This window comes from Pseudomonas sp. GW704-F2, assembly GCF_059423025.1.
Window position 1 is genome coordinate 77,391 of record NZ_JBWKXO010000023.1, and the last position, 21,815, is coordinate 99,205.

The following is a 21,815-nucleotide window of genomic DNA, read 5'->3' on the forward strand; positions in this document are numbered from 1 at the left end:
CAGCCGACCCGACCTAAACTCTGTTCAAGTTGTTTCAACGGACAGAGGATTCATCATCATGGGCAAACGTCATCCCAATCTCCCCGCCTGGCAATGGCGTCAGTACCCGCAGAACCACCAGCACCCGACCAACCTGGCGTTGCACATGATCGCGGTGCCGCTGTTTATCATCGGGTTTCTGTTGGTCGTTTCCGGGGTGTTCAGCCTGAGCCTGGCCAGTTTGGCCGTGGGCGTTGTCGGCATCCTCGCCGGCCTTGCCTTGCAGCGGCATGGCCACAGCCTGGAAGCCCAGGCCGGTGAACCGTTCAGCGACCGCAAAGACGCGGTCCAACGCCTGTTGGTCGAGCAGTTCGTGAGCTTCCCGCGCTTTGTGCTCAGCGGTGGCTGGTGGCGCGCCTGGCGTCAGCGCCACCGGCACTGAAGGTCAGGCGAAGACCACCACGGTCTGGCGGCTGATGGCGATCAACTCGCCGCTCGGGCTCCACAGCGCCGCAGCGGCATGGCCGTAGCCGTCACGGGCGTGTTCGATGTTGACGTAGTACTGGCACCAGTCAAGTGTGGTGAGGTCTTGCAGCGGCTGGATAAACTCGATGGTCCAGGTCAGGGTACTACCCGGCGCGGGCTTGCGCAGGTGCGGCAGCAACGCTGGCGGCCAGGCATCCACCAGGGCGAGGATGTGCGACTCGGTCAGCGGCTCTTCTTTCACATCGCCGCGCAAGCGCACCCAACCGCCCATGTCGCGGGAGGTATTGCCGGTAAACGGCAGGCCGCCGACACTCCAGCGCATCGCCAGGTGCCGCATGAATTCCGGGGTGACGCCCTGCATATACGGCAGCTCCTGGCATTCATCCCAATGCTTGAAGGTCGGCGGCGGCTCACTCGCCACCACGACTTGCGACTCACGGGACGCGCCGAAACTGGCCTGGACCAGCGTCGCCACTTCACCGTTCTGCACCACCCGGCCAAGCAATTGGCTGACCGCCTTGCCTTCGCGCAGCACTTCGACGTGATAACTGGCGGGCACATCCGCGGCGACCGGGCCGACAAAAGTGATTGCCAACGAGCGTAACGGCCGGTCGGCAGGGACCTGGGCGCGTAGCGCTTCATATTGCAAAGCGGCCACCAGGCCACCAAAGGTCGCGCGACCCTGCGCCCATTCGGCGGGGATGGTGACCTCCAGCGGGTGGTTACGGGCGGCGTCGAGCAAATCACTGAAGCGCATGGCGACCTCACATCAAAAAGACCGGAGCAGCGATCTTAACCAGCGCACCCACCAGGTACAGCGCCTATTCCGGCCAAAAACCGGACCGGCTCAGAAACAATCCGCGCAGAGTTTGTCCAGCACCCGATCCGCCTCGCCTTCGGCCTGGGCCATGGTGCGACGCCAAATCGTCACACAGGGCTGCAGATCGGCTTGATGCTCAGCCTGGAGCAGCCACTGCCAGCAATCATGCCAATCGCCCAGGGCGCCTTGGGCTTGCTTGAGGCGCGACATCGCCTTGACCGGCAGCTTGTCCAGCTCGGGGTAGGCTTCGGCGGCGTAGCGCACGCGCTTGATCAACAAGCGCAGACGGTGGCGATCGTGGCTGGGGTCCTGCAGGGCGTCATCGAGGTTGTGCCATTGCTTGGCCAGGCGTTTCTCGATACGCGTGCGCAGGCCCCTGAGCAGTTTCTGGTGTTGCGAGGCACGGATAAACCGCGGGAATGCATCGAGGATCTGCAGCAGGTGCGCCAGCTCCGGGCCCTCGGCGACGTGGCGATAGGCCTCGGGTTGCAGGCGCAGACGACGGTCGGCGGCGGCATGGTGACCGTGCTGGTGCAGATGCGCGGCCAGCACTTCACGATCGCGCAACGGGGTGGTCAATTGGCCGACGGTACTGGCGGCCAGTTCGAGTTGTTCGACCCCCGGCAAGCCGCGCAAGGGTCGCAACAGGCTACGCAGACGCCGCACGGTGGTGCGCAAATCATGCAGGGCTTCATCGTCGGTGACGGCGGCGAGCCGAGCCTGGCAGCTCAGTAACCCTACTTCCAGGCCGATGACCTGAGCGACTAACTGATCTACCAAGGCTGACATGTTTTCCTCCACTGACGACGAATAATCCCTGCATCACTCAAACCGCTGACGCAGCCTGGTTGCACTCGACAGCTGCGACGAATCAGCGGCCGGCGCGCGACTCACGAATATAGAAACGCGCCTTCTCGGCCTTGTTGGCGCAGCCTTCGAACGCTTCGAATTGCTGCTGGGTCTTGGCGCCGGTCAACAGGGACAAGGCCTTGGAGTAACTCACGGTACCGGCAAAGCCTTCGGCCTTGGCCAGGTCCAGCTCTTTCCACGCGGCGTCCAATTGGCTGCCACAGCTGTCGCGATAGGCAGTTTTCCCGGCGCAACCGGCCAGGGCCAACATGATCACAGGCACACACATCCAGGCTTTCATCGATGACACCTCAAAATAAAGAAAAACGGTCGTACCGTGTAGACGTTGCCTACAAAGAAAAGTGCCTTGTCCGCCACCCGAAATCAAAAGCGCCTATTGCCAGAGCATACCCGAGCCTAGCCGCTATTCTGGAAAAATATTGCGCGGTGGCGCGAAGATTGAAGCCGCCCCCGTATTGGGTGCATTGTGGGCGCCTGCTTAACGAAGGACATCGACCATGAAGAAGCGTGTTGCCTTGGTGCTGGGCTCCGGTGGGGCCAGGGGCTATGCCCATATCGGTGTGATCGAGGAAATCGAACGGCGCGGCTACGACATCGCCTGTATCGCCGGCTGCTCCATGGGCGCGGTGGTGGGCGGAATCTATGCTGCTGGCAAACTCGACGAGTATCGCAACTGGATCGAAAGCCTGGATTACCTCGACGTACTGCGCCTGGTCGATGTGAGCTTCCGCCTGGGAGCGATTCGCGGCGAGAAGGTCTTCGGGCAGATCCGCAAGATCGTCGGCGAGATCAATATCGAAGAGCTGCGCATCCCCTACACCGCCGTGGCCACCGACCTCACCAACCAGCAGGAAATCTGGTTCCAGGAAGGCTGCCTGCACCAGGCCATGCGCGCATCGGCGGCGATTCCGAGCCTGTTCACCCCGGTGATGCAGGGCAACCGCATGCTGGTGGACGGCGGCCTGCTCAACCCGCTGCCGATCGTGCCGGTGGTGTCGAGCCATTGCGACTTGATCATTGCGGTCAACCTCAATGCGACCAACCAGAAACACTACCACTTGCCGGTGATCCAGCGGCCGCCGGCGTTCAAGAGCCGCTTCAACAGCCTGGCGAAGTCGCTGGGTTCGCACTTGCCGTTTCGCCGCAAGCAGGCCGAGCAGTTGATGAAGCTCGAACAGGAAGCCTTGCAGGCCCAAGCGGCCGAGATCAACCCGTGGCTGGAGTCGGCCGAACCGGAATCCCAGCAGCCCGCCGCCGCCCCGGAAAAAGCCGGGGCGCCGAAGTCGGCGACCGGTTCGTTCATCATCGACAACGTCGGCCCGGCATCATTGCTGGACCTGATCAACCAGAGCTTCGAGGTGATGCAGACATCGCTGGCGCAATACAAGATCGCCGGCTACCCGCCGGATGTGCTGATCAACGTGCCGAAGCGGGTGTGCCGGTTTTTCGAGTTCTACAAGGCGCCGGAACTGATCGCCCTGGGGCGCGAGATCGCCAGTGATACGTTGGATCGGTATGAGAGTGAGCAGCACTGAGATTGGCGGTGTGGCTGGGGGCCTCATCGGGGGCAAGCCCCCTCCCACAGTTTGATTTGTGAACACATTTCAAAATGTGGGAGGGGGCTTGCCCCCGATAGGGCCCTGACAGCCAACGAAAACCCACCAGGCCTAAGCCCCCAGCAACCGATACCCCACCCCCGCCTCGGTCACGATAAACCGCGGCTGAGTCGGATCATCCGCCAGCTTCTGGCGCAGGTGGCCCACCACGATGCGCAGGTAGTGGCTGTCCTCGGTATGGGTCGGCCCCCAGATGTCCTTGAGCAGTTGTTGCTGGGTAATCACCCGCCCCGGATGTCGCGCCAATTGCGCCAGCACCGCGTATTCCTTGCGGGTCAGCGCCACTTCGGCGCCGTCCAGCAATACGCGGCGGAAGGCCAGGTCCACCGTCAGCGGGCCAAAACACAACGCCGCTTCCTGGGCTTCACCCGCTGGGGCCTGGCGCAACAAGGCGCGCACGCGGGCCAGAAACTCCTGGATGCCAAAGGGTTTGGTGACGTAATCGTTCGCGCCCCCATCCAGCGCCTCGACCTTTTGCACTTCGCTGGCGCGCACCGACAACACCAGCACCGGCACCGTCGACCACTCACGAAACTCGCGCAGCACCTGCTGGCCGTCCATGTCCGGCAAGCCGAGGTCGAGTACCAGCAAATCCGGCTTGCTCAAGGCGGCCTGGGCCAGGCCTTCGTTGCCAGTGCCAGCCTCGATCACTTTGTAGCCCTGGGAGGCCAGGCTGATGCGCAGGAATTTGCGGATCTGCGGTTCGTCGTCAATGACCAAAATCGTCGCGGTCTGGCTCATGGTGTCCAATCAAAATCCATCGAAAAAAGAGAGTAGCTCACGCCTCGCGTTCCAGGCCAGGCTGTGCGGGTAAAGGCAGGAACAGCGTGATGCAAGTGCCCCGCCCGCCAATCCCATCGGCGACGCTGATATGCCCGCCATGGGCGCCGACCATGCCCTGGCAGATCGCCAGGCCCAGACCGGTGCCCTGCCCGCCGCGATCACCACGGGCAGCGGTGTAGAACATATCGAAAATCTTCGCGCGCTCGTCTTCGGGAATCCCGGGGCCCTCGTCCGCCACGGCGAAGAATAGCTGGTTATCCGACACCCCGGCGCTGACGTGCAAATGGCCCTGGGCCGGCGAGAACCGGGCGGCGTTTTCCAGCACGTTGACCAGCGCCTGCTCGATCAACGCGGCATGCACATACAGCAACGGCAGTTCAGACGGCACATCGATCCTCACCTGCAACGGCGCCAGCACCGCGCGCAAACGGCCGAGGGCGCTGCCGACGATATCGCCGGGCGAGACCCAATCGCGCGCCAGCTTCAACGCGCCGTGACCCAGGCGGGTCATGTCCAACAGGTTCTGGATATAGCGGTCGAGGCGCTCGGCTTCATCGCGGGTGCCTTCGAGCAACTCGCGGCGATCCTCCAGCGGGATGGCTTCGCCGAGTGCCAGCAGGCTGTCGATACTGCCGCGCATGGACGTCAACGGCGTGCGCAAATCGTGGGACACCGAGGCGAGCAAAGCACTGCGCAGTTGCTCGGTCTCGCCGTGCAGGCGCGCGGATTCCAGCTCCTGCGCCAATTGCGCGCGGGCCAACGCCTGGGCCAGCGGCTGGCTCAAGGCGGTCAGCAAGCGACGGCGCTGGCCGCTCAGTTCCATACCGGGTTTTGCGCTGACGCCGAGCAACCCCAGCGGGCCCTCTTCACCCGACAACGGCCACCACCACCAGCGCCCGAACGGCAGCGTGCCGGTGCCCTTACCTGCCGGCTGGTCATGCTGCCAGGCCCAGTCGGCGGCGGCGCGTTCGGCTTCGGTGAAGGTCAGCGGCCCGCCGGTCTCGACTTTCCAGGCGCCCTGGCCGTCGCGGTTGACCAGGCACAGATCCAGGTCGCTCCAGCCTTCCAGGTGATGCGCCGCCGCGCTGATCACCGCCTGGCGGTCGGTGGCGGCGGTGAGTTTGCGCGACAGGTCGAGCAGCTCGCTGGTTTCTTCCTGGGTATCGCGCAACGCCTGCAACTGCCGACGCTGGCGCGCCGCGAGGTTGCCGGTCAACGCCGCCATCAGCAGGAAGAACAACAGGGTCAGCACGTCTTCTTCACGCTGGATGGCGAAGGAGAATTTTGGCGGAATAAACAGGAAGTCATACGTCAGGAACGACAGCGCCGCGCACATCAGGGACGGCCCCAGGCTGCTGCGCACCGCCACCAGCAATACCGCCGCGAGAAACACCAGCGAGATATTCGGCAACGGCAACACACTGGCGACCGCCCAGGCCAGGGCCGCCGCGATCACCGTCGCGACCACCGCCAGCGCATAGTCGAACCACACCAGCCCGCGCACATCCGGCAGGCGCGGCGGTGCAGGTACGTCGTCGCTGTCGAGGATGTTGATTTCCAGACCGCGCGCATTGCGCATCAGGCGCTCGGCCACGCCACCGCCGAACAGCCGGCGTCGCCAGTTCATCCGCGACTGCCCGACCAGCACCAGGCTGGCGCGGCGCTCGGCGGCATGCTGGATCAACGTCTTGGTCACCTCCCCCGCACGCAGCAGCACCACGTCACCGCCGAGGCGTTCGGCCAGTTGCTGGGCATTTTGCAGACGCAGGCGTGCTTGTTCATCGCGTGCGCGGCCGTTATCGATATGCACCAGGGTCCAGGGCAGATGGCGACGCTGCGCCACGCGGCTGGCATGGCGCACCAGGCGCTCGGCTTGCGCATCGCCGTCGACGCCGACCAGCAAGCGCCCACGCACGGCCGGCGCGGCCTGGCCGAGTTGGCGGTAACCCTGGGCCAGGTCGTCGTCGACGTGAGCCGCGGCGGTTTGCATCGCCAGCTCGCGCAGGGCCATCAGGTTGGTCTGGGTGAAAAACGCGTCGATGGCCGCACGGGCCTGTTCTGGCACATACACCTTGCCGTCGCGCAGGCGCTCCAGCAACTCGCGCGACGGCAGGTCGATCAGCAGCAGCTCATCGGCCTCCTGCAGGACCCAATCGGGCAGGGTTTCGCGCACCTGCACGCCGGTAATGCCACGCACCTGATCGTTGAGGCTTTCCAGGTGCTGGACGTTGACCGTGGTGAACACGTTGATGCCGGCGGCGAGCAGTTCCTGAATATCCTGCCAGCGCTTTTCATGGCGGCTGCCGGGCGCGTTGCTGTGGGCCAGTTCGTCCACCAGCACCAGTTGCGGCTTGGCGGCGAGCAGGCCGTCCAGGTCCATTTCCTCGAGCATCACGCCCCGGTATTCACTGCGCAGCAACGGTTGCTGCGGCAGGCCGCTGAGCAACGCTTCGGTCTCGGCGCGGCCGTGGGTTTCGACCACGCCAGCGAGCAACCTGACGCCCTGGCGCAACTGCGTGTGGGCGGCCTGGAGCATGGCGTAGGTCTTGCCCACACCCGGCGCGGCGCCCAGGAAGACTTTGAGCCGGCCACGGCCGTCCCGGGGCAGATCGGCTAACAGGGCATCGGCGCGGCCGGAGTCGCTCATGCGCGGGGGTTCCTTCAGGGGTTTATAGGGTGTCTTTCAGGGCGCTATCGCGGGCAAGCCCGCTCCCACATGTGGAATGCATTGCCCGCGATAGCGGCGCTCCTGTTTACAATTTTTCCAGGGCCATGTTCAGCGCCAGCACATTCACCACCGGCGGGCCCACCAGTGGGCTTTCAATGTGTTCATCCAGCAAGCGTTGCAGGGTGGCCACCGGCACATTCCGCGCGGCGGCTACCCGCGCCAGTTGATAGGCAATCGCCTGCGGAGGCAAGTGTGGATCAAGACCGCTGCCGGAGGTAGTCAGCGAGGCTAACGGCACCGGCCCTTGCGCGGGCACGAACTGTTTATTCGCGTCATCGAACACGCGCGTGGCCAATGCCGGGTTGCTTGGCCCCAGGTTGCTCGCGCTGCTGGACACGGTCGCGAACGCGCCCGCCGAAGGACGCGGGTGGAACCAGCTGTCGCCGGTAAAGTCCTGGGCGATCAGGCTGGAGCCGCGCACCTTGCCGCTGGCGTCGCGCACCAGGCTGCCGTTGGCCTGGTCCGGGAAGGCAACCTGGGCGACGCCGGTCACCACCAACGGGTAGGCGACGCCGGTGATCAGGGTCATGAGGACCAGCAGGCTCAGGGCCGGGCGGATGATATTGGACATTTCAAATTCCTCGATTCGGTCAGTGCAACCTGTGGCCACCGCTTTGCCGGTGCCCACAGGCATCGGGTCAAACCAGGTGCAGCGCGGTCAGCAACATGTCGATCGCCTTGATGCCCACGAACGGCACCACAATCCCGCCCAGGCCGTAGATCAACAGGTTGCGCCGCAGCAACGCCGCCGCGCTCGCCGCCTGCACCCGCACACCGCGCAGCGCCAGGGGAATCAGCACGACGATGATCAGCGCGTTGAACACGATGGCCGAGAGGATCGCGCTCTGCGGGCTCTGAAGGTGCATCACGTTGAGCACGCCCAGTTGCGGGTAGATCGAGGCGAACAGCGCCGGCAGGATCGCGAAGTACTTGGCCACGTCGTTGGCGATGGAAAAGGTGGTCAGCGCGCCGCGGGTCACCAGCAATTCCTTGCCGATCTGCACCACGTCCAGCAGCTTGGTCGGGTCGCTGTCGAGGTCGACCATGTTGGCCGCTTCGCGGGCAGCCTGGGTGCCGTCGTTCATCGCCATGCCGACGTCCGCCTGGGCCAGCGCCGGGGCATCGTTGGCGCCGTCGCCGCACATCGCCACCAGTCGACCGTCGTTCTGTTCGTGGCGAATCCGCGCGAGTTTTTTCTCCGGGGTGGCTTCGGCCAACACGTCGTCCACGCCGGCTTCCGCAGCAATCGCGGCCGCTGTCAGCGGGTTGTCGCCGGTGACCATCACGGTGCGGATCCCCAGCTTGCGCAGCTCGGCAAACCGTTCGCGGATGCCGGGCTTGACCACGTCCTTCAGATGGATCGCACCGAGCAACTTGCCATCGACGCACACCAGCAACGGCGTGCCGCCGCTCTGGGCGATCTTGTCGACTTCCCGCGACAGGGCCGGTTGCAGGTCGCCGCGAGGCTGACCGATAAACGCCAGCAGCGAGTCCACGGCGCCTTTGCGGAATACGCGGCCCTGATAGTCGACGCCGGACAAACGGGTTTCGGCGGTGAACGGCACGGCGGTCAGTTCCGCCAGGGACGGCTCGGCTTGCGGGTGCAGGGCACGCAGGTATTCAACGATGGATTTACCTTCTGCCGTGTCATCCGCCAGGGACGCCAGCAGCGCGCCCTCGGCCAGTTCCCGGCCGCTCACGCCCGGCGCCGCCACCACTGCCGCGCAGCGACGGTTGCCAAAGGTGATGGTGCCGGTCTTGTCCAGCAACAACACATGCACGTCCCCCGCCGCTTCCACGGCGCGACCGGACTTGGCGATCACGTTGAGGCGCACCAGGCGGTCCATGCCAGCGATACCGATGGCCGAGAGCAAGCCGCCGATGGTGGTCGGAATCAGCGTCACCAGCAGGGCGACCAGGAACACCAGGGGCAAGCTGCCATTGGCGAAGTGGGCGAACGGCTGCAGGGTCACGACCACCAGCAGGAAGATCAGGGTCAGGCCGATCAGCAGGATATCCAGCGCCACTTCGTTGGGGGTTTTCTGGCGTTTGGCGCCTTCCACCAGCGCGATCATGCGGTCCAGCGTGGACTCGCCGGGGTTGGCGGTGATGCGGATCAGCAGCCAGTCCGAGACCAGGCGCGTGTTGCCGGTGACGGCCGAGCGATCGCCGCCGGATTCGCGGATCACCGGCGCGGATTCACCGGTGATCGCCGCTTCGTTGACCGCGGCGATGCCTTCGATGACCTCGCCGTCGCCGGGGATCATTTCCCCGGCGGCGACGCGCACCACATCACCTTTGCGCAGGCTGGTGGCGGGCACGACCTTGAAGCTGCCATCGGCCTCCTTGCGCCGTGCGCTGAGGCCTTCGCTGCCGGCCTTGAGGCTGTCGGCGCGGGCCTTGCCACGCCCTTCGGCCAAGGCTTCGGCGAAGTTGGCGAACAGCACGGTAAACCACAGCCACACGGCGATTTGCGCGGCGACGAAGGTCGGCACGGCGGTGTCGGGCACCAGGCACAGCACGGTGGTGAGGATGGCGGTCAGTTCGACCACCAGCATCACCGGCGAGCGTTGCAGTTGCCGTGGGTCGAGCTTGACGAACGCCTGGACCAGCGCCGGGCGCCACAGCGCAGAGATCGCGGTTTTGGCGGGTTCGTGGGGTTTGACCGGGCTCGCGTTTTTTGCAGGCATGTTCATTTTCATATCCCTCGGCTCTTCATTTAAAAGCAGCCATGCTCAGGTGTTCAGCAATAGGGCCCAGTGCCAGTGTCGGCAGGAAGGTCAGGCCGCCCACCAGCAAAATGGTCACGGTCAACAGGGTCACGAACAGCGGACCATGGGTGGGGAAGCTGTTCTGGCCAATCGGTGCGGTCTTCTTCATCGCCAGGCTGCCGGCCAGGGCCAGTACCGGGAGGATGTAGCCGAAGCGACCGATCAACATGCCCAGGCCCAGCATCAGGTTGTGGAACGGCGTGTTGGCACTGAAGCCGCCGAACGCCGAACCGTTGTTGGCACTGGCCGAGGTGTAGGCATAGAGCAACTGGCTGAACCCATGGGGACCAGGGTTGCTGATCGCACCGGCCGGGCCGGGCAGGCTGGAGGCTATGGCACCGAGCACCAGTACGCCGATCGGCATCACCATCAGGGTCACGACCAGCAATTGCACTTCCTTGGCCTGCAGCTTCTTGCCCAGGTATTCCGGAGTGCGGCCGATCATCAGGCCGGCGAGGAACACCGCGATCAACACGTTGAGCAACATGCCGTACATACCGGCGCCGACGCCGCCGAAGATCACTTCGCCGACCATCATGTTGACCAGTGCCACCATCCCGCTGAGGGGGCTGAGGCTGTCGTGCATGCCGTTGACCGAACCGTTGGACGCCGCGGTGGTGGTCACCGACCACAACACGGTGCCAGTGGTGCCGAAGCGCGCTTCTTTACCTTCCAGCGGCGCCGTCTGCTCAACCGCCGGGTTGTTCAAGGTCGGGTTGGGCTGGTACTCGGCCCACAGCGAGGTCGCGCCACCGATCAGGAACAGGGCCAGCATGCAAGCGAGAATCGCCCGGCTCTGACGCAGATCCTTCACGTAATGGCCGAAGGTAAACACCAGCGCCACCGGGATCAGGATGATCGCCGACACCTCGAACAGGTTGGCCCAGGCCGTCGGGTTTTCAAACGGATGCGCCGAGTTCACGCCAAAGAAACCACCGCCGTTGGTGCCCAGTTGCTTGATGGCAATCTGGCTGGCTGCCGGGCCCAAAGGGATCACCTGGTCGACGCCCTGCAGGGTCACGGCATCAACGTAATGCGCGAAGGTTTGCGGCACGCCCTGCCACACCAGGAACAACGCCATCACCAGGCACAACGGCAACAGGCCGTAGAGCGTGGCGCGGGTCATGTCGACCCAGAAGTTGCCCAGGGTCTGGGTGGATTTGCGACCGATCCCACGGCACAGCGCGACCAGGACTGCCAGGCCGGTGGCCGCACTGACGAAGTTCTGCACGGTGAGGCCGGCCATCTGGCTGAGGTAGCTGAGGGACGCTTCACCGCTGTAGGACTGCCAGTTGGTGTTGGTGATGAAACTGACTGCGGTGTTGAAGGCCTGGGTCCACTCCAGGCCCGGCAACTTCTGCGGGTTCAGTGGGAAGTAGCCCTGGAACAACAGGATCGAGAACAGCAACACAAACCCGGCGAGGTTGAACGCCAGCAACGCCAGCATGTATTTCTGCCAGCTCTGTTCCTGCTGCGCGTCCACGCCCGAGAGGCGATAGCACGCGCGCTCCACGGGCCCGAGCAGCGGCGTGAGCCAAGTGCGCCGGCCTTCCATCACGTTGTAATAGAACCGCCCCAGGAACGGGGCCGGCACCAGTACCACGGCGAAGAAGGCGATGATCAGCCAATAGTCATAACTGTGCATAGCCTGCTCCTAGTTCCGATCCGCGCGTAACAGCGCAACCAGCAGATAAATGAACAGCGCCACGGCCAATAGCAGTGACACCCCGTCCAGAACGCTCATGGAAGTCTCTCCGTTTAGCGGCGAGTGCCGCGTGTGGGGCAATTGTCGGCAGGAGTGGTGTAAAGGAACGAGAGCGAGGGGCTGGGTGGGGCGTAAAGATGGCGTAAAGAGTGGGTTTATGCGGGGTTTACACCGGGGGGTTCGGCGCCTGGGCGGGCGCTATCGGGGGCAAGCCCCCTCCCACACTTGACCGAGTTGTCATGCCGAGCGCCGATCAACCTGTGGGAGGGAGCTTGCTCCCGATAGCACCGGCACAGTCACCGCCGCACTTATCTGGTGCAGCAACAGAAAATTTCAAACGCCAAACCATCCCCCAAACGACAGTAGCGCAGCTTTACGACAATGATTCTCAGGCTGGCATGGCCGCTGCAACACCTTGAATCATTCCAACCGGTTCAGGGAGCGCAATACGATGAACACACAACTCAAACCCACCTTGGGCACCCTGCATTTGTGGGGCATCGCGGTCGGGCTGGTGATTTCCGGGGAATACTTCGGCTGGAGCTATGGCTGGGGCGTGGCCGGGACCTTGGGCTTCCTGGTGACCTCGTTGATGGTCGCCGCGATGTACACCTGCTTTATCTTCAGTTTCACCGAACTGACCACCGCCATTCCCCACGCAGGTGGGCCCTTTGCCTACAGCCGCCGCGCGTTTGGGGAAAAAGGCGGCCTGATTGCCGGCCTGGCGACCCTGATCGAATTCGTGTTCGCCCCACCCGCTATCGCCTTGGCCATCGGTGCGTATCTGAATGTGCAGTTTCCCGCACTCGATCCGAAACACGCAGCCGTCGGCGCCTACATCGTGTTCATGGGCCTGAACATCCTCGGCGTGAAACTCGCCGCCACCTTCGAACTGGTGGTGTGCGTACTCGCCGTCGCCGAACTGCTGGTATTCATGGGCGTGGTCGCCCCCGCGTTCAGCTTCAGCAACTTCGCCCTTAATGGCTGGGCCGGCTCCGACACCTTCGGTGCTCCGGCGATTGCCGGGATGTTCGCGGCGATCCCCTTCGCGATCTGGTTCTTCCTCGCCATCGAAGGCGCGGCCATGGCGGCCGAGGAAGCGAAAGATCCCAAGCGCACCATTCCGAAAGCCTACATCAGCGGCATCCTGACCCTGGTGATCCTGGCCATGGGCGTGATGTTCTTCGCCGGCGGCGTGGGCGACTGGCGCACCCTGTCGAACATCAACGACCCGCTGCCCCAGGCGATGAAAACCGTAGTAGGCGAAAGCTCCGGCTGGCTGCACATGCTGGTGTGGATCGGCCTGTTCGGTTTGGTGGCGAGCTTCCACGGCATCATCCTTGGCTACTCGCGCCAATTCTTCGCCCTGGCTCGGGCCGGCTACCTGCCGTCGTTCCTGGCCAAGCTGTCGCGTTTTCATACACCGCACCGGGCAATCATCGCTGGCGGCGTGGTCGGTATTGCCGCCATCTACAGCGACGGTTTGATCAACCTGGGCGGCATGACCCTGACTGCAGCAATGATCACCATGGCCGTATTCGGCGCCATCGTGATGTACATCATGAGCATGCTCAGCCTGTTCAAACTGCGTAAGACCGAACCGCTGCTGGAACGCACCTTCCGCGCACCGGGCTACCCAATCGTGCCGGGCATCGCGCTGGTGCTGGCGGTGGTGTGCCTGGTGGCCATGGCCTGGTTCAACGCACTGATCGGCATGATCTTCCTCGGCTTCATGGTGGTCGGCTTCATCTACTTCCAGATGACCGCGCACGACCGCGCCGCGGCACCGGCAGATGCAATGTTGACCGGGCTCTAAGGTTTTGAGGCAGAACAGGCCTACACTGAACTACTCAGAAAGCCTGTAACTCAAAGCAGTTATTACCGTGGGAAAAACCTCCCACGGCAATCTGCCTCAAGGAGAGCGTTATGCCGTGGTATGCATGGTTGATTATGGTGGTGGCGATCGGGTCGATCGTCGGCGGGCTGCTGATGCTGCGTGACAGCGCCAACAAAGTGGAACTCACCGACGAACAACGCAAACGCGTGGCCGAGCGCAATGCGCAGGCGGATGCCAAGGACTCGCAGGACCGCTGACCTGGTTTGCCCCTGTGGCGAGGGAGCTTGCTCCCGTTGGGCTGCGAAGCAGCCCCCTCCCCCGGTTACTCCCAATCCGCCTTGGCAATCTGCAAACCGTGCTGCCCCTTATAAGCAGCACGCGCAGGCGAGCTCCAACCGTTCAGCAACTCTTCTTCCAATCGATAAATCTCAACCCCCAGCGGACGACACACCGTCAGCGGGTCCTGTGCATCCGGGCCCCACATCGGCAGCGACAGATCCCCGCCCGGGCAGGTCGACAGCGCACACAACAAATCAATCTCGGCAAAAAACTCCAGGTAATCGCCCTTCTGCGCCGGACAGGCTTTCATGAAATACATGTCGTCGTGATTGAGGCCGGTGCATTGGAAGATGTTCAGCACGTCATGCACGTCGAATTCCGTCAGACCGTGAGGCAACACCGCACGGGTCAGGTTCGAGTGACAGTGATGATGGAAATCTTCACCAGTGAGCATGCGGTTCACATACGGATCGCAGCGCGTACCGAGCAAATCATGCAGGCGCCCGCCGTGCTCATCGATGCCGTAGCTGGCCAGGCTGTCATCGGTGATGGTCACCAGCGGCCGCAGGAACGGCAGGTTAGACCACAACCGATCATGGGTGCTGACATGCGCGCCCTGTAACTGGCGCGTGCGCGCGGCCCACAGGCGTTCGCGCGGGTCGTTGGCGTTCCACACATTGAAGTCGCCCACCTGCGGCCCCACCGGCGTAGTCACACGGAACACATGCCCGGCCGGCACCTTCCACGCCCTGCCCGTGCGAATCGGCACCTCGAACTGTTCGACCAAGGTGCGTTGATCCTTGCGCTCACGGATACGTTCGTAAAACGCGGTGTCGACCTGCAACGCCGAACCTTTGCTGACCTGGTAAGCGGCTGGATAGTCTTTGTACATGCTGCGGATCCTCGATCAAGGGAAAGTAAACAGGGCCAACGACTGCCGTTCTGAATCATCCAGGTACACGCTCATCGCCTCCCCGGCCGCCAGCTTGTTGTTATTGGCTAATAACGTGTGGATCTCAAGGTCCCGTTCCAGCCAGGGCGACTGGAAACGCTGCTCATCGGGCGCGGCGCAGAACACCAGACGCAACTGCGCAATCACCTGGGCGAAAAACTCGTCGAACAACGGGCTGCGCATCAGCCCGACAATCTGCTGGTGCACCAACAGGCTGTGGGTCGCAACCGCACGCCAGTCCTCACGCTCCCGGGCCAGCGCGGTGGCCTCGATGGCGTTTTGCATACGCTCGGATTGATCCTGGGTGAACGCACCGCTCTGGGCAATGGCCTGCAATTCGAGCGTGCGGCGGACGACAAATAAATCACGCACCTCTTCGCGCTCCAACCGACGAACCACCACGCCCTTGTTGCGCACATAGCGCGTCAACCCTTCCCGCTCCAAACGGTGCAACGCCTCACGAATCGTATTGCGCGACGCGTTATAGGCCCTGACCAGCTCGGCTTCGACCAATGCCATTCCCGGCAACAGTCGGCCACCAATGATGTCGGCACGCAGTTCCAGGGCGATCTGGTCGGCTAAGGACAAGCTGAGTGTCATCGTTACCTCACGATTGTTGAACAATCCTCCCTGTGTCAGTAATCACTTTTCATGCCAACGCCTGCGCGATGTAAAAAGATTCAGCGTGGTAAACACGCATCGTCGAAATCGTGCGCGACGGTTTGTAAACGCAGATCCCGGATGAAAAAAGGCCGGTCACTGACCGGCCCCTCGATGCTTACTTGATCTCTAACCTGCCACGATTCTTCTCCAGCAACGCCTTGCCGATACCCTTTACTTCCAACAACTCATCCACCGCCATGAACGGACCGTTGCTCTCGCGATAGGCGATGATTGCATTGGCCTTGGCGGCACCGATGCCGAAAAGGTCACGACGCAGGGTTTCGGCGTCGGCGGCGTTGAGGTTGACCTTGGAGGATTGTTCGGATTGGGTCATTTGGGTGGTGATGGGGCTTGGGAGTTCGGGTTTGATCGATGGGGCGGCGGTAGTGGCGGCGGAGAGAGTGGTGAGGAAGGCGAAGATTAGGGAGGTGAGGTAGGTGTTTTGCATTGGTGGGGCTCCATGACATCGGTGAGGTAGAAAAAGCAGCTTTTCCGAAGCTGCTTTTCTACGTTAGGCGATGGGTGGAGGGTGTCAAAAGTGGTGGTATTGCAAGGTATGAACAGACCGAGACTCAATTTTTTTGGGGGCCGCGAGTCTTAATGATCTTGCGCAACTGGGCGTTGATACTCTCGATGGCGTTGGTCGTGTAGATCACTTTTCGGATCGCTGGCGGGAAAACAAAAAATGGAATTACTCGATCCCAAGCACGCCGCCAAGCAGCCACCACCGTCGGATACTGCTTGCCCCACGGCCCGCTTTCAAAGGCATCCAGCGCCTGCTCAGCCGCTTCGGCGGTGACTGCCTGATAGATCGGTTTGAGTACCTTGGCTAGTTCGCGGCGATTATCCAAGGCCGCGTAATCAAGGCTGTTGCGGATCAGATGAACAATGCATGTTTGCAAAGTTGTGTCTGGAAACACTGCGCTGAGGGCTTTCGACTTTGGCGTCGGGACGCATCATGACGGACTGGCTCCAGAAAGGATCGGGAGCACAGCATCAGATTTCAACTGGAGACTTTGAATGTGTAGTGTAGGTGATGGATCGCTTACGTTAGGACAACCGCCTCGTCGCCGACATCAGGCAATGTTTTGATACGTTCGGACTCCAGACACTAGAGCCAAAGGCAGAAGCCGTTGCGCTTCAAATACAGAATCTTCACTCGGTTTCGCGGCTTATTGAGGAAAACAAGGAGCACTGGGTCAAATGTGGCGACTTTGATACCCAGTTCGACTAGGGCAGCCAGGCCGTCAATATATTTTCGGAAGTCGAAGGGCTTAGGTACAGATAGATTTTTTTGACTTTCGCGCGGTGTCACATGATGGCGGCGGTGCTCCAGAAAGAAATCGAGAGCACCGCATCGAGCACCAGCTAAGCGCTTTGAATCTGGGGTTTATAGAGCACTTAATGCGCCAGTTAGAGCTGACAGAGGATAGTCAATGTAGCCACGAATCTGTTCAAGTCGTGGGTCGGTGGCTTACCCAAGTTATCAGGGATAACTTCAACTATCACGCGATGCCAGGGAAACTGATACGTATTAGCAATTTTCGTTCATCGGCTTTCCGCCTATGGCGGCAACCCCAATACGTGGCAGCCAGCAAAATCGGCTTCAATGGTCACACTACTGAGGCCTTGCTGACATCTACATACCGAAGCCCAGAAATGCACATCCGTACCCTGAGAACTGTTCCGCGCCACATACACAAGGTAGTAGCCGTATGCGGTAGTTCCGCACGTACGGATCTGTGTGGGGGGCGGCAGGTAACCGCCGCCCCTACCGCTACCATTCTGTTCCCGGCAACTCAATACATTAATGTTGATCTGCCTTCATGAGCAGCACCCGTGGCGTCGCCAAATTACGACACCGCCGGAGCGCTGATATAAAAATGTTTAAACAAACAGTTAGTCTGAACGGTAGTTGTACATCCGTGACTCTGGCCGATCGTAGATCGGATTTTGAATTGATTGCTGGACAAAAGCATAAATTGAAAGTGTTATCAGTGCAGCCAAGACAAGTTGCTGTCCCTTGAACTTGAGCGGATCACTCTGAAAACCACTAACCATGGCGACTAAGCACACGTAGAATACGGGGAAGAAAAACCGAGTTTCTACAGCACCAGGGATGACTGCGACACAAGCAATTAATAATACGATTGTCCATCCCAATTTCTCCACCAACCCTGCAGGAGAGAAAGCGCCAGACAAAAACAACAATCGAAAGAACTGTGTTATACCCAATACAACTACTGCCAGTGAAAAAATAGACCGCATTGATTTCTGATGAGAAGGCGTTTGGGTATAAACCTCACCATCACGGACATCCAATCCTGACGCGATGTGACTCGCATAAATAGAAGAGAAGGTAAGTGGGTGAGTAACCACAAGCTTTAAATAGTCTTTGATACTCACTATTTTACGAGCATCAGTATGAAGCAATAAATTCTCCCCCGCCGAGTTCGCGTAAAAAACAGGAGAACCGGGAGCGCCAACCGGCGTGTATGTTTCATAGCGATCAACCACAACACCCCACATGAGTTGAGATAAAAACAGCGAGCCACTCCCCAAATCAGTGATAATAAACGGTGATGGAGTATCATAGTGGCCTTTATTTATGGCCATCTGAGGTACGGCGCCTAAACACGCACCGAGCAAAAATGCGAAAACCCCTATTGCTCGCTTTGTAAAATTTAGCTTCGCAGTGGAAACGATCAATAAACACAGCGCAACAATTGAAAACAAATAGATAGTGCGAGTATTATATGCAAAGTACGCAAACATACCAGCAATAAAAAACAATCCAAATCGCTTAATATTACTTTCACTCTTTATACCCGATAACGCCAATACAGCAGCACCAATAACTAATGCAAGAGAAGGAGCATCGCTCAGAGGGTAACAAATCAGACCAGGAAAAATGATCGCAATCAACATTGACGGAACAGATCGACTTAGTACAGTTAACTTCCCTCCAAATATAGTACTAAAAAAACCTGGGAACAGCACAGCAAAAAAATACGCATAAAAAACCGATGTAAATATCTTGAAAAATAGCAGACCGAAAGGAGCATAGTTATCATGCAAAAACTTGAAAGGGGATAACATTAAAGGATAAAAATAACCTCGCATCTGTTGAGGGAACGAAAAATCCCAAATATGCGCGCTGAGCGCCCAATAATTACCAGCATCAAAAGGAAATACCTGCACATTCATATAAAGCTGTACGACCATATATGCACAGAACGAAATAAAAAACCCTGCAGCGGCATTATCAGAAGTAAGAATACAAAGCGTTGTCGCCGCTGGATTAACGTTTTTTTTCGCCCAATACATATTTTATATATCCATAATAAATTTACGACGACAAGGTCGGAGGCGTGACACTCTATCGCTTTTGACCGCTGCAAGCAACAGACAGTCATAATAAGCTCAGCAGAACTATCACCTAAAGCTGCGCCATTTAAAATTCATTCTTATCTGCAGCGCAAAGAATTTTCACGCAAGCCCGGCGCCGCTACAGCGATGATATGTAACGCCCAGCCGCCAAGCGGCCAATCCATCTTTATAAAACAGAGAACCCACTTTATCATCCCCATATCAGCAATTAAAATTTCACACCTCCAAAATTCTATATAAAAGCCAAAAGCTCGCAATCCATAAAATCGCATAGCACATGACTGCTGGCTAAGACCGCACCAGCACTGATGGTTCATGCCCTTTGCTATCACAAACGAAAAAACTCATGTCGGTGCACGAGAACCGATAGATACACCAGCCTGAAAGAGATAGACCGTTGTGCCGAAATCACCAGGAAGCAAATGGATATGCCGCAGCCTGATGACCCAAATGTACACTTTCAGGTACTATTGGTGCCCCGATTCCCAACGTGACGGATGAGGAAGTCGACCGGGCTCTCACGACGGTCCCCCAATTTGAATAAGGAGATTAGCTTGCTCACGCTCGTCATACCGGTCTACAAGAACGAGGGATCGATCCAAGATCTTCTGAAAGCAGTGACAAGCTTGAACAGCAAACTGGAAGGAGCGCTTGAGGTTGTGTTCGTCGTAGACGGCAGTCCTGACCAGTGTTTTGAGCTGCTGAGAGATGCGCTCCCCTCGCAAAGCTTCGTCTCCAAGCTGATTCTGTTGTCGAAAAACTTCGGATCATTCATGGCCATTCGCACAGGTCTTCAATATGGCTCCGGTAGCCGCTTCGCCGTTATGGCTGCGGATCTGCAGGAACCTCCAGAACTGGTCGAAGCCATGGATCGCATCTTGCGGACAGAACCGATAGATGTAGTGGTCGGTGCACGTGAGGGGCGCGAAGACCCACTGTTGTCGCGAATGGCATCACGTTTATTCTGGGGCTTTTATCGCCGTTACGTAGTACCGGAAATACCTCCTGGCGGCATAGATATGTTTGGCTGCAATCTTGCATTCCGCGACACCTTGCTGACGCTGGAGGAACGCCACAGCTCATTGATTGCGCAAATTTTCTGGCTTGGTTTTCGCCGCAAATGCATTACCTACGCCCGTATCCAGCGCGAACATGGTAAATCTGCATGGACATTCCGCAAAAAGGTTAACTACCTTATGGACAGTGTGTTTTCGTTCACTGACTTGCCAATCCGTATCCTGACGCGCGTAGGTAGCATCGGCGCAGGTTCGGCCGCTTTGCTGGGTATAGTCGTCGCCTTTGCAAAACTCAACGGGATGATTCAGGTACCCGGCTACGCGATGCTAATGCTCACAGTGACCTTTCTAGGATGCGCGAACCTCATGGGTTTGGGTATTGTTGGCTCTTATGCTTGGCGCACTTATGAAAATACCAAAAAACGCCCATTGGCCATTCCAATGCGCATTGAAAGCTACGAAGGTGGGCAATGACTGAATCAGCAAGCGACGTTTTCGTACACTCGCATGCTTTATGCGAAAGTCAGAATATCGGTAAGGGAACGCGAATCTGGGCGTTCACACATATATTGCCCTCCGCCAGATTAGGCAAAGACTGCAACGTATGCGATCAGGTTTTTATCGAGAACGACGTGATCATTGGTAACCGAGTGACGATTAAGTGCGGCGTGCAGATCTGGGACGGCATAGAAATAGAAGATGATGTGTTCATTGGTCCAAACGTGACGTTTACCAATGATCGTTTTCCTAGAAGCAAGATATATCCAGAATTTTTTTCGAAAACGATAATTCGTAAAGGGGCATCGCTTGGCGCCAATGCGACTATTCTGCCGGGCATCACTATTGATTCAAATGCCATGGTTGGCGCGGGGGCGGTCGTTACCCGATCAGTCCCGCCTAATGCGATAGTCGTTGGCAACCCGGCTAAAATTATAGGCTATGTGAATGCAAAGCCTGGTAGCACCAGTAATGATACATTGTCGCCCAAGGCTCAGACTGTACAAGCCACCTCTGTTGCAAAGGTCACCTTGCACGTTCTGACTGAGGTAACGGACATCCGCGGAAGCCTATCAGTTGGCGAGTTTGATCGGGTCATTCCTTTCAAGGCTGAACGATACTTCCTTGTTTATGACGTACCCACTGAAGAAACCCGCGGGGAACATGCTCACCGGGAATGCCACCAGTTTCTGATTGCTGTCAAGGGAACGGTTCATGTCGTTGCCGATGATGGCGTCAACAGAGAAGAGTTTATCCTCGACAAGCCTAATGTAGGGATCCATCTTCCGCCCATGACATGGGGAATTCAGTACCGCTATTCAAGCGATGCAGTATTGTTGGTGTTTGCATCCCATTACTATGACTCGGCAGACTACATCCGTAATTACGATGAGTTCACCGCATTGAAAAAAGCATGATATTGAAAAATAAAAGCCTGCTGAAAAAACTGACAAGCTTCAGTTTTGCGCGCTTTCTGGTGTCGGGCGGCGTAAATACCGTCCTGACATATGGGGCTTACCTGTTACTGCTCAAAAATTTTAGCTATAAGACCGCTTATACCATTTCCTACTTGGCAGGCATCCTATTGGCCTTTGGATTGAGTCGGTATTTTGTATTCAAAAGTCACCGAGGTGCTAAATCTGCAATACTTTTCCCGTTTATTTACGTAATTCAGTACGTTCTCAGTTTTATCATTATCTGGATGTGGGTAGAAAAGCTTAGATTTAATATTGCGATTGCACCACTCATTTCCATAATCTTGACTATCCCAGTCACATTTATACTATCTAAAACTTTATTTTCAACCAAAAAATAAATATCGATGATGATTGCATATACTTATGCGCGCGACCTTTCTATTTATGGCACAAAACGTCACCCTGAAGAACCGCACTATTCAGTGATAAATAATCAATTATTTGG

Annotated in this window: 21 protein-coding genes and 1 pseudogene; 7 read left to right on the forward strand and 15 right to left on the reverse strand. The window is 58.8% G+C overall.

Annotation, left to right across the window (positions count from 1 at the left end; genetic code table 11):
- Window positions 1-58 precede the first annotated feature (58 nt).
- Window positions 59-421: an Mpo1-like protein gene (locus AC07W0_RS19670; protein WP_017848815.1), complete on the forward strand. Its 363-nt coding sequence runs from the start codon at window positions 59-61 to the stop codon at window positions 419-421.
- Window positions 422-424: 3 nt separating this feature from the next.
- Here AC07W0_RS19670 and AC07W0_RS19675 read toward each other — a convergent pair whose 3' ends face one another.
- From AC07W0_RS19675 to AC07W0_RS19685, 3 genes are all read right to left on the reverse strand, one after another.
- Complete coding sequence (locus AC07W0_RS19675) at window positions 425-1,222, reverse strand: acyl-CoA thioesterase (RefSeq protein WP_102617953.1); 798 nt, start codon at window positions 1,220-1,222, stop codon at window positions 425-427.
- Between the two features lie 90 nt (window positions 1,223-1,312).
- On the reverse strand, window positions 1,313-2,074 hold the full coding sequence (locus tag AC07W0_RS19680) for a CHAD domain-containing protein (RefSeq protein ID WP_017848817.1): 762 nt from the start codon (window positions 2,072-2,074) through the stop codon (window positions 1,313-1,315).
- Between the two features lie 82 nt (window positions 2,075-2,156).
- Window positions 2,157-2,435, reverse strand: a complete 279-nt coding sequence (locus AC07W0_RS19685) for a hypothetical protein (protein ID WP_017848818.1) — start codon at window positions 2,433-2,435, stop codon at window positions 2,157-2,159.
- Between the two features lie 217 nt (window positions 2,436-2,652).
- Between AC07W0_RS19685 and AC07W0_RS19690 the strand changes: the two genes are divergently transcribed.
- Window positions 2,653-3,690, forward strand: coding sequence for a patatin-like phospholipase family protein (locus AC07W0_RS19690; RefSeq protein WP_017848819.1), 1,038 nt, complete (start codon window positions 2,653-2,655; stop codon window positions 3,688-3,690).
- 132 nt (window positions 3,691-3,822) lie between these two features.
- Here the strand turns inward: AC07W0_RS19690 and AC07W0_RS19695 are convergent, their stop codons facing one another.
- From AC07W0_RS19695 to kdpF, 6 genes are all read right to left on the reverse strand, one after another.
- Window positions 3,823-4,512: a response regulator gene (locus AC07W0_RS19695; RefSeq protein WP_026140251.1), complete on the reverse strand. Its 690-nt coding sequence runs from the start codon at window positions 4,510-4,512 to the stop codon at window positions 3,823-3,825.
- A gap of 37 nt (window positions 4,513-4,549) precedes the next feature.
- Complete coding sequence (locus AC07W0_RS19700; protein ID WP_017848821.1) at window positions 4,550-7,201, reverse strand: DUF4118 domain-containing protein; 2,652 nt, start codon at window positions 7,199-7,201, stop codon at window positions 4,550-4,552.
- A 106-nt stretch (window positions 7,202-7,307) separates the two neighbouring features.
- Window positions 7,308-7,853 carry a potassium-transporting ATPase subunit KdpC gene (gene kdpC, locus AC07W0_RS19705; protein WP_026140252.1) on the reverse strand — a complete coding sequence of 182 codons (546 nt, stop codon included), beginning with the start codon at window positions 7,851-7,853 and terminating at the stop codon, window positions 7,308-7,310.
- Between the two features lie 67 nt (window positions 7,854-7,920).
- Complete coding sequence (gene kdpB / locus AC07W0_RS19710; RefSeq protein WP_173677821.1) at window positions 7,921-9,978, reverse strand: potassium-transporting ATPase subunit KdpB; 2,058 nt, start codon at window positions 9,976-9,978, stop codon at window positions 7,921-7,923.
- Between the two features lie 19 nt (window positions 9,979-9,997).
- The gene (gene kdpA / locus AC07W0_RS19715) at window positions 9,998-11,698 is read right to left on the reverse strand and encodes a potassium-transporting ATPase subunit KdpA (RefSeq protein ID WP_017848824.1); all 1,701 of its coding nucleotides are present in this window, start codon (window positions 11,696-11,698) and stop codon (window positions 9,998-10,000) included.
- 9 nt (window positions 11,699-11,707) lie between these two features.
- On the reverse strand, window positions 11,708-11,797 hold the full coding sequence (kdpF, locus tag AC07W0_RS19720; protein ID WP_003218754.1) for a K(+)-transporting ATPase subunit F: 90 nt from the start codon (window positions 11,795-11,797) through the stop codon (window positions 11,708-11,710).
- A gap of 412 nt (window positions 11,798-12,209) precedes the next feature.
- On the opposite strand from kdpF, the gene eat reads away from it, so the two are divergent.
- Window positions 12,210-13,574, forward strand: coding sequence for an ethanolamine permease (gene eat, locus AC07W0_RS19725; protein ID WP_017848825.1), 1,365 nt, complete (start codon window positions 12,210-12,212; stop codon window positions 13,572-13,574).
- A 110-nt stretch (window positions 13,575-13,684) separates the two neighbouring features.
- A complete protein-coding gene (locus AC07W0_RS19730; RefSeq protein WP_017848826.1) occupies window positions 13,685-13,852 on the forward strand; it encodes a DUF2897 family protein in 168 nt (55 codons plus the stop codon).
- A 65-nt stretch (window positions 13,853-13,917) separates the two neighbouring features.
- Here the strand turns inward: AC07W0_RS19730 and AC07W0_RS19735 are convergent, their stop codons facing one another.
- The 6 genes and pseudogenes from AC07W0_RS19735 to AC07W0_RS19760 all read right to left on the reverse strand — a co-directional run bounded on the left by AC07W0_RS19735 (window position 13,918) and on the right by AC07W0_RS19760 (window position 18,816).
- Window positions 13,918-14,766: an urea carboxylase-associated family protein gene (locus tag AC07W0_RS19735; protein ID WP_102617952.1), complete on the reverse strand. Its 849-nt coding sequence runs from the start codon at window positions 14,764-14,766 to the stop codon at window positions 13,918-13,920.
- 15 nt (window positions 14,767-14,781) lie between these two features.
- Window positions 14,782-15,426, reverse strand: a complete 645-nt coding sequence (locus AC07W0_RS19740) for a GntR family transcriptional regulator (RefSeq protein WP_102617951.1) — start codon at window positions 15,424-15,426, stop codon at window positions 14,782-14,784.
- 178 nt (window positions 15,427-15,604) lie between these two features.
- Window positions 15,605-15,937, reverse strand: coding sequence for a ComEA family DNA-binding protein (locus AC07W0_RS19745; protein WP_102617950.1), 333 nt, complete (start codon window positions 15,935-15,937; stop codon window positions 15,605-15,607).
- A gap of 139 nt (window positions 15,938-16,076) precedes the next feature.
- Window positions 16,077-16,424, reverse strand: a pseudogene (locus tag AC07W0_RS19750) (transposase); the annotation flags it as partial.
- A gap of 176 nt (window positions 16,425-16,600) precedes the next feature.
- Window positions 16,601-16,804, reverse strand: coding sequence for an IS66 family insertion sequence element accessory protein TnpB (gene tnpB / locus AC07W0_RS19755; RefSeq protein ID WP_256580909.1), 204 nt, complete (start codon window positions 16,802-16,804; stop codon window positions 16,601-16,603).
- 584 nt (window positions 16,805-17,388) lie between these two features.
- Window positions 17,389-18,816 carry a hypothetical protein gene (locus AC07W0_RS19760; RefSeq protein ID WP_146013176.1) on the reverse strand — a complete coding sequence of 476 codons (1,428 nt, stop codon included), beginning with the start codon at window positions 18,814-18,816 and terminating at the stop codon, window positions 17,389-17,391.
- A gap of 611 nt (window positions 18,817-19,427) precedes the next feature.
- Here AC07W0_RS19760 and AC07W0_RS19765 point away from each other — a divergent pair.
- Genes AC07W0_RS19765 through AC07W0_RS19775 form a run of 3 tightly spaced genes read left to right on the forward strand, consistent with a single transcriptional unit; the run spans window position 19,428 to window position 21,708 of the window.
- Window positions 19,428-20,369 carry a glycosyltransferase family 2 protein gene (locus tag AC07W0_RS19765; RefSeq protein ID WP_102617971.1) on the forward strand — a complete coding sequence of 314 codons (942 nt, stop codon included), beginning with the start codon at window positions 19,428-19,430 and terminating at the stop codon, window positions 20,367-20,369.
- Window positions 20,366-21,310 (forward strand): WxcM-like domain-containing protein, encoded by a 945-nt coding sequence (locus AC07W0_RS19770; RefSeq protein ID WP_102617949.1) that lies wholly within the window; start codon window positions 20,366-20,368, stop codon window positions 21,308-21,310. The genes AC07W0_RS19765 and AC07W0_RS19770 overlap by 4 nt, the downstream gene beginning before the upstream one ends.
- Window positions 21,307-21,708: a GtrA family protein gene (locus AC07W0_RS19775; protein ID WP_102617948.1), complete on the forward strand. Its 402-nt coding sequence runs from the start codon at window positions 21,307-21,309 to the stop codon at window positions 21,706-21,708. Before AC07W0_RS19770 ends, AC07W0_RS19775 begins: the two co-directional genes overlap by 4 nt.
- The last annotated feature ends 107 nt before the right edge of the window (window positions 21,709-21,815 follow it).